Source organism: Nocardia pseudovaccinii NBRC 100343, assembly GCF_001613225.1.
GTDB classification, from domain to species: domain Bacteria; phylum Actinomycetota; class Actinomycetes; order Mycobacteriales; family Mycobacteriaceae; genus Nocardia; species Nocardia pseudovaccinii.
Map to the genome: position 1 here is coordinate 1 of NZ_BDBY01000168.1, position 12973 is coordinate 12973.

Genomic DNA, 12973 nt, shown 5'->3' on the forward strand with positions numbered 1-12973 from the left:
ATGCTGGCCCTGTGACAAAGCAGCAGTTCTCCTCGGTGTGGACCCGTGAGCCGCGCCAGCCGAAGGCGGCCGGACTGCGCCGCGACCAGATCGTCGCCGCGGCGATCGAGGTATTGGACGCGGACGGACTGGGCGCGCTGAGCATGCGAAAGCTCGGCGCGAAGCTCGATGCGGGCGCGACCAGCCTCTACTGGCATGTCGCGAACAAGGATGAACTGCTCGAACTCGTGCTCGACGAGATCTGGGGTCTGATCCGAATTCCGGATCCGGACCAGGCCTCATGGCGTGAGGTCGTCACGACCTACGCCTACAACTTCCGGCTCACCATGCTCGACCACACCTGGGTGACCCCCTTGATCGGCTCCCTGCCGAGCGTCGGCCCGAAGGCCTTCGAGCTCAGTGATCGACTGCGCCGCACCTTCATCGACGCCGGATTCACCGGCGTCGATATCTACCTCGCGAGTGGCACTGTGACGAGTTATGTACTCGGACAGGTCATCCCGGAGATCACCGCGGCGAAGGCATTCGGCGACAAGGGGTTCGACAAGGAGATGGTGCTCGACGTCATGGATGAGCTCGCCTCCGACTATCCGGAGATGCTCGACGACTACCGCAAGATGCAACCCGCCGACTATCAGACCGCCCGTGCGATGGCCTTCGATTTCGGTCTGCTCTGCGTCATGGACGGTCTGGAATCACGGCTGCGCAAGTGACCCCTCGGGAATAGATGGCGATACCGCCCTGTTGGTTGCCATATCCACCAAATAGGTGTCAGACTTTCCGAGAGGAGGCGTGGTGCAGTTCGGAATCTTCACGGTGGGCGATGTGACGGTCGACCCGACGACCGGTCGGGCCCCGACCGAGCACGAGCGCATCAAGGCGATGGTCGCGATCGCGCACAAGGCCGAAGAGGTCGGCCTGGACGTATTCGCCACCGGCGAGCATCACAACCCGCCGTTCGTGCCGTCGTCGCCGACCACGATGCTCGGCTATATCGCGGCGCAGACCGAGCGGTTGCAGCTGTCGACGGCGACGACGCTCATCACCACCAATGATCCGGTGAAGATCGCCGAGGACTTCGCCATGCTGCAGCATCTGGCCGACGGTCGCGTCGATCTCATGCTCGGCCGCGGCAATACCGGTCCGGTCTACCCGTGGTTCGGCAAGGACATTCGCGAAGGCATCCCGCTGGCGATCGAGAACTACCATCTGCTGCACCGGCTTTGGCACGAGGATGTGGTCGACTGGGAGGGCCGATTCCGTACTCCGTTGCAGGCGTTCACCGCAACGCCGCGACCGCTGGACGGCGTACCGCCGTTCGTGTGGCACGGGTCGATCCGCAGTCCCGAAATCGCCGAGCAGGCCGCCTATTACGGCGACGGCTTCTTCGCGAACAATATCTTCTGGCCCAAGGAGCACTTCCAGCGCCTGATCGAGCTGTATCGGCGCCGCTTCGAGCATTACGGTCACGGCTCCGCCGACCAGGCCATTGTCGGCCTCGGCGGACAAGTGTTCATGCGCAGGAACTCTCAGGACGCGGTGCGTGAATTCCGGCCCTACTTCGACAACGCGCCGGTCTACGGCCACGGCCCGTCGCTCGAGGAATTCACCGAGCAGACGCCGCTGACCGTCGGCAGTCCACAGCAGGTGATCGAAAAGACCATGACGTTCCGGGAAAGCTTCGGCGACTATCAGCGACAGCTGTTCCTGATGGACCACGCGGGTCTACCGTTGAAAACCGTACTGGAGCAACTCGATCTGCTCGGCGCGGAGGTAGTTCCGGTGCTGCGCAAGGAGTTCGACGCACTGCGTCCGGCCCATGTCCCGGATGCGCCGACTCATACGTCATTGGTCGCTGCTCATGCCCAGGGCAGCACTGTGGTCGCGCGGTGACGGTGATCTCGGGATTCGCCGACCCGACCTGATCCCTCTCGGTGCAACGGCGCACCGGTCCTGAAATGCCGGAACTGAATACTCGTTCGATGTACAAGTAATTGAAATATCAACCATATGAGGAGACCGACAATGTCGACCAGCACCGCCAAGGATCTGACCGCGGGCACCTGGGTCATCGACCCCGCCCACTCCACCCTCGGCTTCACCGTGCGTCACCTGATGGTCAGCAAGGTCCGCGGTCGCTTCGCCGACTTCTCCGGCAAGCTGGTCATCAATGCGGACGGCACCGCCTCGGCCGAGGCCGAGATCCTGGTCGAGTCGGTGACCACCGACAACGAGCAGCGCGACGCGCACTTGCGCACCGCCGACTTCTTCCACGCCGCCGACTTCCCGGTGGCCACCTTCAAGTCGACCGGATTCCGCGTCGATGGCGAGGATTTCGTCGTCGACGGTGAGTTCACCATCCGCGGCACCACCCGCCCGGTCTCCCTCGATGTCGAATTCCTCGGCGTCAACCCCGGCATGGGCCATGGCCCGGTCGCCGGTTTCGAGGCCAAGACCGTCATCAACCGACGCGACTTCGGCATCACCATCGATATGCCGCTGCCCGACGGCGGCGCGGTGATCGGCGACAAGATCACCCTCACGCTGGAGATCGAGCTCGGCCTGCAGGCCTGATCACGTAGTGCCTTCGCAGCCGCCCGGGGTCACCGACCGGGCGGCTGCGCTTACTCTGAATTCCATGTCCAGATTCGACGCATCCGCTGTCGAGCGGTTGTGCGGGCTGCTGGCGGGGCGGCGGGTCGCGGTGCTGACGGGGGCCGGGGTGTCGACCGACAGCGGGATTCCGGATTATCGAGGGCCGGAGTCGCCGGTGCGGACTCCGATGACGTATCAGCAGTTCGTGGGGGATGCGGCGTTTCGGCAGCGGTATTGGGCGCGCAACCATATCGGGTGGCGGGCCATGGACGGGTCGCGGCCGAATGCGGCGCATCGGGCGTTGGCGCGGTTGGAGCGCGCGGGCGTCGTCACCGGGTTGATTACGCAGAATGTCGATCTGCTGCATACGAAGGCCGGTCATCGGCGGGTCATCGACCTGCACGGGACCTATGCGCGGGTGCGGTGCCTCGGCTGTGCGGCGCTGATTTCGCGGATGACGTTGGCCGACCGGTTGGAAGCGGCGAATCCGGGTTTCGCGGCATCGGCGACGGCCACCGGGGTGGAGGTGGCCCCCGATGCCGATGCGGTGGTCGCCGATACCGCGAATTTCCGGATGGTGGACTGCGCGCGCTGCGGCGGCATGCTCAAGCCGGACATCGTGTACTTCGGGGAGAACGTCCCCAGAGAGCGCGTCGCCACCGCGTTCGAAATGGTCGAGGCGGCGGACGCGCTACTGGTGGCGGGATCGTCGTTGACGGTGATGTCCGGGCTGCGCTTCGTGCGATATGCGGCGAAACAGGGCAAGCCGGTCGCCATCGTGAACCGCGGCCGGACCCGAGGTGATGAACTCGCCACGCTCACCGTCGATGCCGGATGCGCGGATGTGCTGACCGCGCTGGCGGATTCACTGGGTGCCGAGCGCGTTCGGCGTCTGACCGGCTCAGCCGAAGTGGCAGACGTAGTGCAGCGTCGTGAGCGCTTCGATCTCGAATGAGCTGTTGCCCGGCACCGAGAACGATTCGCCGCCGCGGTAGGTCACGGCTTCGGTCTCGCCGACGAGGGTGACCTTGCACTCGCCCTGGATCAACTCCATGATCTCCGGCTCGACCGTATTGAACGTCAGGGTGGACGGCAGGATGACGCCCACCGACTTCGCGGTGCCATCGGCCAGCTCGATGCTGTGGCTGATGCACTTGCCGTCGAAGTACACATTGGCCTTCTTGGCCACACTGACATTCTCGAACCGCGTCATGATCTCTTTCCCGAGGTGCTGGAGGTGGAGCCGTCAGCGTACGCGACGTGCGTTAGCGTCCCTGTCATGCGGCTTCACGTGGGATGTGCGATGTGGACGCACGCGGCATGGCAGGAATATCAGCCGGTTCCGGCCGAGCGGTTGCGGCACTACGCCTCGTGGTGCACCGCGGTGGAAGGCAATACGACGTTCTATGCGACGCCGACGCGCAACACGGTGGAGTCGTGGGCGAAGCAGACCGATCCCGACTTCCGCTTCGTCGTCAAACTGCCCAAGCCGATCACGCACGAGCGCAGGCTGCACGGCGCCGAAACCGAACTGCGCACCTTCCTGGACGCGATGGAACCGCTCGGCCCGCGCATTCATGCGCTGTGGGTGCAGTTGCCGGGATCGTTCGGTCCGACCGATCTCGGGACGATGGCCGGATTCCTGCGCGCGCTGCCCGGCTCATACCGGTCCGCCGTCGAGGTCCGGCATCCCGCATTCTTCGAGAATGAGAGCGCCGCACGGCAATTGGAGCAGGTGCTCGCGCGCGTAGGCGCCGAATGGGTGCCCTTCGACACCACTTTGCTTTTCGACGGACCCGCCGAGAGCGCCGCGGAGGCCGAGGCGCGGGCGAAGAAACCGCGGGTGCCGCGCCGCACGCGGGCGCTCACCGAGTTCCCGATCGTTCGCTATCACGGCCGCGATTCGGCCGAGCGCACAGTTGACGGCTGGCAGCCGTGGCTCGACATCGTCATCGCATGGCTGCGCGACGGCCGCTCACCAACGGTTTTCATCCATACCCCCGACAACGCCTCCTCCCTGCACCTTGCCCGCCGCTTCCACGACGAGGTCCGCGCCCGCCTGCCCGAACTCGAGCCGCTGCCGGAACCTATTCCCACCGAGCCGATGACTTTGTTCTGAATATCTCGAATAAGTAACGATTCCGAATGTTTGCTCGGATAGACTGGACGGTGTTGCCGCACTAGTGCCGAGCACGATGGAGGAACCGATGAGCCACGCCACCGCGCAGTCCACGTCCTTCACCCTGCGCGGCGCGGCGGGCGCGCTGGCCGCCTGGGAATCCGTACCGCCGCATGACGTCGAAATGCGCGGCACTGTGCTGCTGGTCCCCGGCTTCACCGGCTCAAAAGAGGACTTCGAGGCCATGGTGCCCATTCTGTCGGCAGCCGGATTCCGTTGTGTCGCTTACGATCAGCGCGGGCAGTGGCAGTCGGACGGTCCCGATGAGGCATCGGGATACACGATGGCCGATTTCGCCGACGATCTGATCCTCGTCGCCGACCAGATCTCGGACGACACACCGATTCACCTGGTGGGTCACTCATTCGGCGGCTACGTCGCGCGTGCCGCGCTTGCCGCCCATCCGGACCGCTTCCGCAGTCTCGGCCTGCTCGCCTCCGGCCCGTCCTCGACCGCCGATATCAACTTCGCGCCACCGCAATTGGTCGCCCAACTCATCGAAAGCGGTGGCCAGCGGGCACTGTGGGAGCAGATGAGTCAGGCCATGGCGGCCCTGGTTCCACCCGCGAAGCTCGAATTCCTGCGCAACCGCATCTTCACGACGAAGAAGGCGAATCTGATCGGCATCATGCGGGCCATGGAGGGTCCGACCGATTGCACCGCGGCCCTGCGCGCCTCCGGTCTCCCGATCCTCATCGCCTACGGCAACTCCGGCGATCTCTGGCCGCCGAGCGTCCACGAACGCTATGCCGAGGAATTAGGCGCGCGCACCGCGGTTTACGACGGTGTGGGCCACTTACCGAACGAGGAGCGCCCCGCCCGCGTGTGCGCCGATCTGGTCGCCTTCTGGACCGGCATCGATCCGCACTGAGCGGACCTGTCTGAGAAGGTTCCTGCTAGCGTGCAGGTATGCACGATAGCGTGACGGTTCGAATGGCGGCACCCGCAGACAAGATCTGGGCCTTGGTCAGCGATATAACGAATACCGGGAAGTACTCGCCGGAGACCTTCGCCACCGAATGGCTCGGTGGCGCAACGGCTCCCGCCGTGGGCGTCAAATTCCGCGGCCACGTCAACCGTAATGGCTGGGGGCTGAAGTATTGGACGGTCTGCCGGATCGTCGCGTGCGAGCCCGGACGTGAGTTCGCATTCACCGTGCTCGGACCACGCGGCATGGCAATCAATACCTGGCGCTACCGTTTCGAGCCGGTCGAGGGCGGTACCGATGTAACCGAATCGTTCCAACTGAACGAAAACAACCTCCCCCTACGCCTCTACTGGCTCATAGCCGGCCGCGCCCGCACCAAAACCAACCGCAACGGCATGCGCCAAACCCTCAACCGCATCAAAACCGACGCCGAACAGTAATCAAGATCAGGTGGAATCCATGGCGGCATCCGTCGAGAAGCCGCCGCCGCCAGTTCCACCTGATCTTGATTCCCTTAGTGGCCCCGGGCGACCCAGTCGGATAGGGCGGGTTTTTCGGTGCCGATGGTGGTGGTGTTGCCATGGCCGGTGTGGACTGTGGTTTCGTTCGGGAGGGTTAGCAGGCGGTGCCGGATGGAATCGATGATGGTGCCGAAGTCGGAGAACGAGCGGCCGGTGGCGCCGGGGCCGCCGTTGAACAGGGTGTCGCCCGTGAACAGGGCGGTGGCCTCGGGCAGGTGCAGGGAGACCGAGCCGGGGGAGTGGCCCGGGGTGTGCAGGACTTCGATATCGGTGCCCGCCACGGTGATTCGCTGGGCATCGGCCAGTGATTCGTAGTCGACGTCGGGGTGGGTCATGCGCCAGAGCGGATCGTCGCCCGGATGCAGCAGGATCGGGGCGTCGAGGCGTTTCGCGAGTTCCGGTGCGACGGTGACGTGGTCGTTGTGACCGTGGGTGCAGACGACCGCGCGGACATTGCGGTTGCCGACGGCTGCGATGATCGCGTCCGCATCATGGGCCGCGTCGACGATCACCACCTCGGCATCGTCGCCGATCAACCACACATTGTTGTCGACATCCCAGGTGCCGCCGTCGAGTGAGAAGGTGCCGGAGGTGACGACCCGATCGATGCGCAGGCTCACCAGACCACCACCGAACGCAGCACTTCACCGGCGTGCATTGCGGAGAAGGCCTTTTCGACCTGGTCCAGGGCGATGCGCTCGGTGACGAAGCGCTCCAACGGAAGTCGGCCCTGCAGATACAGATCGACAAGGATCGGGAAATCGCGTTCGGGCAGGCTGTCGCCGTACCAGGAGGATTTCAGTGCGCCGCCATGGGAGAACAGGTCGATCAGCGGCATATCGATGGTCATATCCGGCGTCGGGACGCCGACCAGCACGACGGTGCCCGCCAAGTCGCGTCCGTAGAAGGCCTGCTTCCAGGTCTCCGGGCGCCCGACCGCGTCGATGACCACATCCGCGCCGAAACCGTCGGTGTACTCCTGGATCTGCTCGACGACATCGGTTTTTGTCGCATCGATCGTGTGCGTTGCACCGAATTCCGTTGCCCAGCTGAGCTTCTGGGGGTCGCGGTCGATCGCGATAATGGTCCGCGCACCGGCCAGTCGCGCACCCGCGATGGCGGCATCGCCGACACCGCCGCAGCCGATGACCGCGACCGTATCGCCACGCGACACATTGCCGGTATTCATCGCCGCGCCGAGACCCGCCATGACGCCGCAGCCCAGTAGTCCGGCGACGGCCGGGTCGGCATTCGGGTCGACCTTTGTGCACTGACCTTCGTGCACCAGCGTCTTATCCGCGAATGCACCGATGCCGAGGGCGGGGCTGAGTTCGGTACCGTCGGTGAGCGTCATCTTCGTGCTGGCATTGTGGCTGGCGAAGCAGTACCACGGGCGGCCGCGCTTACACGCGCGACATTCACCGCAGACCGCGCGCCAGTTCAGGATGACGAAATCGCCCGCGACGACATGGGTGACCGCAGCCCCGACGGTCTCCACGATGCCCGCGGCCTCGTGCCCGAGCAGGAACGGGAATTCGTCGTTGATACCGCCCTCGCGGTAGTGCAGATCTGTATGGCACACCCCGCAGGACTGGATGCGCACCACCACATCGTGCGGCCCGGGATCCGGGATCACGATATCGACGAGTTCGACCGGTGCGCCCTTGCTACGGGCAACCACGCCACGCACGGTTTCGGACACGATTCCTCCTAGATGTCGCCGAGTGCCACATAAGTATTGCCGTCGTCGGTGCTGAGGTGTCAGAGATCATCGGGCAGTACGCGAAAGGTCTTGTGCTGAGTGAGCGGCGTCAGAGCTCGGAAGTCTCGCCGGTCAAGTGTCAAGACCGCGTTGGTTTCGTAGTCGGCGGCCAAGGCGACGATGACGGCGTCGGCGAGGTCGAGACGCAAGGACGGGTACAGCTTGCGCACAGCGTTCGCTTGGTCGAGTACGTCGGGCGTCACCGTCGCGATCTCGAAGTGTTTGGTGCGTGCTTGCGCGGTGAGGTCCTCGATCATGTCGATGGAGACCTGGCGTCCGAGGGCTCGGCGGGCGACGTGGTCGAGTTCAGCGAGCGCAAGGGGCGAGAGCACTACCAAACCCGCCGTTTCGAGAACGTGAAATGCGCCGTCACTGTCTGTTGACGAGGTATCGAACGCGGCGATCAGGCCGGAGGTGTCGGCGACGACAATCCCTGGACCCTCGACACCGAGCGTCACGGACGTCCGATGTCCCGGCCGAAGTCATCGGCGAGGTAATCGTCGACGCGTTCGGCCAAGTTGGGATCGCCGCTTGCGAATCGTCTCAGCCGCAGCGGCTCCGATCGACGCTGCACGCGGAGGGCAGCCAGATGAATCGCATTGCGGATGATCTCGGCCTCGCTGACGTTGCTTTGTGCGGCGGCCTCCTTGATGGCAGCCAGATCGCTGGCTTCCGCGTAGACCATCGTGCGTTTGAGAGCCATATGAGTATTGTGTCATATATGCCAGCGCGGTGCTGGCGATCGGTGGTCACGCCGAATCCGAGCACGAAGGGCTCAGACGTCAGGCGCCCAGTCCGTTGGCGAGAACCGGCCAGGATTCCTTCAGTGCGCGTTCCCAGTAACCCCACGAGTGGGTACCGGTCGGTTCGAGGTCGTAGGTGGCCGGAATGCCGAGCTGATTCAGCCGGGCTCGCATGTTGCGGGTGCACCAGGCGGTCGATCCTTCTATCGCGCCGCCCATCGTCACCTGCAGGGGCAGGCCACCCTCTGCCCAGCTCTGGGTATGCGGATCGGTGGGATTGTCGTACGGCCCGGGTAGTCCGCTCCCCGCCGACAGGTACAAGTTCAACCCGCGCAAGCCTTCGGCGTTGACATACGGATCATGCGCCGCCCACATCGGATCCTGCGGCGGCCCATACATATTCACCGGATCGCCGCCACCCTTGCGCACCGACAACCCGACGAACGCCTGCCCGACCGGATCACTGATCTGCGCGCAACCACTGAACGCGCCGACGGACCGGTACAACCCTGGACTCGAAATCGCCAGCGAAAGCACCGACGTACCGGAGGTGGAGATCCCGGCAATCGCATTGCGCTCATCGGTCCCCAACGCGGCATCGATCAGCGGCGGCAATTCCCGAGTCAAATACGTCTGCCATTTGTTGACCCCCAACGCCGGATCCGCCGCCCGCCAATCGGCGTAATAGCTGTACGCCCCACCGAGTGGCTGCACCACATTGACGTTCTTATCCCAGAAAAACCTCATGACATCGGTCTTCGACCCCCAGGTCGCCCCATCGACCCCACCATCCACCCCGGCCAACAGGTACAACGTCGGCCGCGGCGCTCCGATATCCGCAGGCCGCTGCACCTCCACCGACAACTCCCGCGCCATCGCACCCGAGTACACCGTCAACGTGAGATGCCGATCATCCCGTACTCGAACCCCGGTAATTCTCGATCCATCCGTGGTCACCACCGAGCCCGGTTCGACCGGCGCCGCGTACGAACGAGGTACGGCTACAGCGGATCCGAGCACGACGGCGGCGACAACCGAGGCCAATCGAAGACCACCGACGCTCATCAGCTATCAACCTCTCCCGGCTCGGCTTCCCGAAGTTTCACGCCTGTCTGCGACAGTAGCGGGGTTGCCGGTAGGGCGAGTGACGTGTCAGCCGGTGAATTCGCGCTCGGCCGTCCGCATGACCGACTGTAACTACAACCCGGAGAAATCGCGCTGGACAACGTGGTTGCGGTCGGCGCAGCTGCCGAGGGCGTGATCTGGGTGCATGCCGAGGTATTGGCGGCGGGTGCGGGTGCTCCAGTAGCGGGCCGACTCGGTGCGGGTCTTGTAGAAGTTGACCGTGTAGCCGCCCTCGTAGACGCGCAGCAGGCTGTAGCCGCCCGGATATTCTTTGGTGGCAGCGACTTCCAGGAACTCCACATCGACACCGGAGTCCGGGCGGTTGCGCCGGTTGCGGTGGGTGTGGCCGCAGTGGTGCAGGAATACGCCGGGAGCGTCGCGATAGAGCGCGCCGAGCGCGGCGGCATTCGTGCGATCGAGAACGAACCCCGGGCCACCCGGGTTGCTTACCGCCGCATGGGAAGTCACCGGATGGTGCCCGAAAACAAGGGTGGGCCGATCCGGATCAGCCGCCAGGAGTTCGCGCAGATGCGCTATTTGCGGTGCGACGATTGTGCCACCGGATCCACGCAGCCGGGTGGTGTCGAGACCGATCATGCGCAGCTCGCCGACGCGATATTCGACCAGGCGCTGACGTGCGTGAAATACCGCGCCCCAGTGGTCGATACGGTTTTCGTCGGGCTTGTCGTGGTTACCGCGGCAGACGAAATAGTCGCGGCCGAGCACGCCCCACTCGTCCAGCCGCGCCCGCACGCCGAGGCTCTGTTCGAGGGTACCGGTATCGGTGAGATCGCCCGCGACGATCAGTTGATCGGCCGCGCGGTCCGGTCGGCGCAGATCGTCGAGCAACGCGGTCAGCATGAACTCCGGATAGTGCTCGGTCTCGTGGCGCAGGCCGGTGGGAAGCCCGGCCACGATCAAGCCGCTGCTGTGCTCGCCGAAGTGCACGTCATTGGCGAGTGCGATGGTGTGCAGCAGTCGTCCCGGCGGCGGATCGGCGGTGGTGAATGTGCCGGTGGATTCCGGTGTTCCGGAGCGGCGGGTCACTAGTGTGCGGGCAGGGACGGCGCGGTGGCCGTCCGAGTAGGCCTCGAATCGGTAGGTGCGGCCGGGTTCGAGGCCGTCGAGTTCCGCATAGTGGTAGGCGGTCGGCCGGGAGTCGAGGTAGCGCGGTCGCGCCGCCGAGCGGCCGTCGACCGGTGCGATACGGACCTCGGTATCGGCCGGGGCCGGGCGGGTGCGGCCATAGCGGTCGCGGGTGCACGTGGTCCAGGTCAGGATGACCGAACGGTCGGTCACCGTGACGACCTCGAGGTCCGTGGCCAGCATCGAATCCCGTTGCACGCGAACGGAATGGGTGGGTCTCGGGCGGGCGTAGAGTGGGGTGCGCACGGTCACAGCGGCCGCGCCCGCGGCCACATTCGCCAGCCATAGGGTTCGAAGTCGCGGCTCGAGCATGGGAATCTCCGTTCGCTTCTGGCTCGAACGGTACGGTTGCCGGTTGAACGCTCGGGTCCCCGCACATGACGTGTCGGCTGTCCGGTGTGGAACATTGGTATCGCCGGGTCTGGGAATTTGACTGCGGGACGGATACGGGTCGAGAGTTCGCGAATGGACGGAACGCCCGAGGTGCCCCGCGCGACGTTGCGCAAGGTCACGATTCGACTCGTGCCCTATCTCGGGCTGCTGTATTTCATCAACTACCTGGACCGGGTCAATATCGGATTCGCCGGGCCCAGCGGTATGAAAACGGAGCTGGGTCTGACCGAGACGGCCTTCGGTTTCGCCTCCGGCATCTTCTTCATCGGCTACCTCGTACTCGAGGTGCCGAGCAATCTGGCGCTGCACCGGTTCGGTGCGCGCCGCTGGATAGCCAGAATCATGGTGAGTTGGGGCGTGGTCGCCACCGCCATGGCATTCGTGCCCAATGAAACCTGGCTCTATATCTTGCGATTCACCCTCGGCGTGGTGGAGGCCGGATTCTTTCCCGGCATCCTGCTGTATCTCACCTACTGGTTTCCGCAGACCCAGCGCGCGAAGATCGTCGCGCTGTTCATGACGGCGGTGCCGATTTCGACGGCTTTGGGCTCGACGGTATCGAGCCTGATCATCCAGTACGGCGACGGTGTCTTCGGCCTCAGCGGTTGGCGATTCATGTTCCTGGTCGAGGGCGTGCCCGCGATCGCCCTCGCGGTGGTCACCTGGTTCTTCCTCACCGACCGGCCCACGCAAGCCAGGTGGCTCACCGAGACCGAAAGAGACTGGCTCACCTCGGAACTCGAGAAAGAGCAGGCCGCGCGGGTCGAACATTGGACGGTGCGCAAGGCGCTCACCCATCCACGCGTGCTCGGCCTCGCCTTCATCTACGGTGGCATCGTCTACGGCCTGTACGCGCTCGGATTCTTCCTGCCCACGATCATCAACGGCTTCCAGCAGCAGTACGGCACCCACTATTCGGTGGTGCAGCGAGGACTCATCAATGCGGTGCCCTATGTGATCGGCGCCGTCGTGATGGTGCTGTGGAGCAGGCACGGTGACCGAACCGGTGAGCGGGCGTGGCATGTCGCGCTGCCCGCGCTGGTTGGCGGACTCGCGATTCCGGTGGCGCTGTATCTGGGCAACCCCTTCGCCGCCATGGTCGCGGTTACCGTCTGTGCCGTCGGAGTACTCGCCGCGCTGCCCACCTTCTGGGCGCTGCCGAGCACCTTCCTGTCCGGTGCGGCCGCGGCGGGCGGAATCGCCCTGATCAACTCCATCGGCAATGTCAGCGGGTTCGTCGCGCCGTATGTCACCGGCGCACTGAAGGACCTCACCGGCACCCAGCGAGCCGGACTGTGGGTCGTCGGCCTGGCGATGATCGGCTCGGCCGCGGGCGTTCTCGCACTGCGATCCCGAATCCGCACCAATTAGCGAGCGGCTGTGCCGCGTATCACCGGCCACTACCGCGGCACCGAGCGTGCCACCGGCAAGCATGTGGCCGCCGAATTCGCCCACATCTGGCATAATGCCGAAAAGCTGTTCGCCCTGCACCAATACACCGACACCCAACACTGGCGCGAGGCGCTGTCCGACGCGGCCCGAACGCGCCCCGACAGCGGCCGTCCAGGGGGATGATGGCTG

General features: G+C 64.8%; 16 protein-coding genes. 9 read left to right on the top strand and 7 right to left on the bottom strand.

Translation table 11 applies throughout. The features are described 5' to 3' along the window. From NP3_RS19565 to NP3_RS19580, 4 genes are all read left to right on the top strand, one after another. The coding region (locus NP3_RS19565; RefSeq protein WP_307678291.1) for a TetR/AcrR family transcriptional regulator C-terminal domain-containing protein at positions 1–713 on the top strand (713 nt) is incomplete at its 5' end. An 82-nt stretch (positions 714–795) separates the two neighbouring features. After that, positions 796–1893, top strand: a complete 1098-nt coding sequence (locus NP3_RS19570) for an LLM class flavin-dependent oxidoreductase (RefSeq protein WP_063043089.1) — start codon at positions 796–798, stop codon at positions 1891–1893. 132 nt (positions 1894–2025) lie between these two features. Beyond that, entirely contained in the window at positions 2026–2574 is a 549-nt protein-coding gene (locus tag NP3_RS19575) for a YceI family protein (protein ID WP_063043038.1), read from the top strand. Positions 2575–2638: 64 nt separating this feature from the next. Beyond that, positions 2639–3550, top strand: coding sequence for an NAD-dependent protein deacetylase (locus NP3_RS19580; protein WP_084508712.1), 912 nt, complete (start codon positions 2639–2641; stop codon positions 3548–3550). Here NP3_RS19580 and ppnP read toward each other — a convergent pair. Next, on the bottom strand, positions 3497–3808 hold the full coding sequence (ppnP, locus tag NP3_RS19585) for a pyrimidine/purine nucleoside phosphorylase (protein ID WP_063043039.1): 312 nt from the start codon (positions 3806–3808) through the stop codon (positions 3497–3499). The two genes, NP3_RS19580 and ppnP, sit on opposite strands and share 54 nt — an antisense overlap. Before the next feature lie 66 nt (positions 3809–3874). Between ppnP and NP3_RS19590 the strand changes: the two genes are divergently transcribed. The 3 genes from NP3_RS19590 (at position 3875) to NP3_RS19600 (ending at position 6142) form a co-directional block, all read left to right on the top strand. After that, positions 3875–4714 (top strand): DUF72 domain-containing protein, encoded by an 840-nt coding sequence (locus NP3_RS19590; RefSeq protein ID WP_084508705.1) that lies wholly within the window; start codon positions 3875–3877, stop codon positions 4712–4714. Positions 4715–4802: 88 nt separating this feature from the next. Beyond that, a complete protein-coding gene (locus NP3_RS19595) occupies positions 4803–5645 on the top strand; it encodes an alpha/beta fold hydrolase (RefSeq protein WP_169814520.1) in 843 nt (280 codons plus the stop codon). Positions 5646–5683: 38 nt separating this feature from the next. Further along, a complete protein-coding gene (locus NP3_RS19600; protein ID WP_063043042.1) occupies positions 5684–6142 on the top strand; it encodes an SRPBCC family protein in 459 nt (152 codons plus the stop codon). 74 nt (positions 6143–6216) lie between these two features. Here NP3_RS19600 and NP3_RS19605 read toward each other — a convergent pair whose 3' ends face one another. From NP3_RS19605 to NP3_RS19630, 6 genes are all read right to left on the bottom strand, one after another. Further along, positions 6217–6843: an MBL fold metallo-hydrolase gene (locus NP3_RS19605; protein WP_084508706.1), complete on the bottom strand. Its 627-nt coding sequence runs from the start codon at positions 6841–6843 to the stop codon at positions 6217–6219. After that, positions 6840–7925 carry an S-(hydroxymethyl)mycothiol dehydrogenase gene (locus tag NP3_RS19610; RefSeq protein WP_063043044.1) on the bottom strand — a complete coding sequence of 362 codons (1086 nt, stop codon included), beginning with the start codon at positions 7923–7925 and terminating at the stop codon, positions 6840–6842. Before NP3_RS19610 ends, NP3_RS19605 begins: the two co-directional genes overlap by 4 nt. Before the next feature lie 59 nt (positions 7926–7984). Further along, a complete protein-coding gene (locus NP3_RS19615; RefSeq protein ID WP_245721026.1) occupies positions 7985–8443 on the bottom strand; it encodes a PIN domain-containing protein in 459 nt (152 codons plus the stop codon). Then, on the bottom strand, positions 8440–8688 hold the full coding sequence (locus tag NP3_RS19620; RefSeq protein WP_063043045.1) for a ribbon-helix-helix domain-containing protein: 249 nt from the start codon (positions 8686–8688) through the stop codon (positions 8440–8442). Before NP3_RS19620 ends, NP3_RS19615 begins: the two co-directional genes overlap by 4 nt. Positions 8689–8767: 79 nt before the next feature. Then, positions 8768–9793, bottom strand: coding sequence for an alpha/beta hydrolase (locus NP3_RS19625; protein ID WP_063043046.1), 1026 nt, complete (start codon positions 9791–9793; stop codon positions 8768–8770). Between the two features lie 132 nt (positions 9794–9925). Beyond that, positions 9926–11311 carry a metallophosphoesterase gene (locus NP3_RS19630; protein ID WP_063043047.1) on the bottom strand — a complete coding sequence of 462 codons (1386 nt, stop codon included), beginning with the start codon at positions 11309–11311 and terminating at the stop codon, positions 9926–9928. A 153-nt stretch (positions 11312–11464) separates the two neighbouring features. Here NP3_RS19630 and NP3_RS19635 point away from each other — a divergent pair, with 153 nt between their 5' ends. Both NP3_RS19635 and NP3_RS19640 read left to right on the top strand, forming a co-directional pair. Beyond that, a complete protein-coding gene (locus NP3_RS19635; protein ID WP_063043048.1) occupies positions 11465–12763 on the top strand; it encodes an MFS transporter in 1299 nt (432 codons plus the stop codon). 9 nt (positions 12764–12772) lie between these two features. Beyond that, a complete protein-coding gene (locus NP3_RS19640; protein WP_063043049.1) occupies positions 12773–12967 on the top strand; it encodes a nuclear transport factor 2-like protein in 195 nt (64 codons plus the stop codon). Positions 12968–12973: the final 6 nt, after the last annotated feature.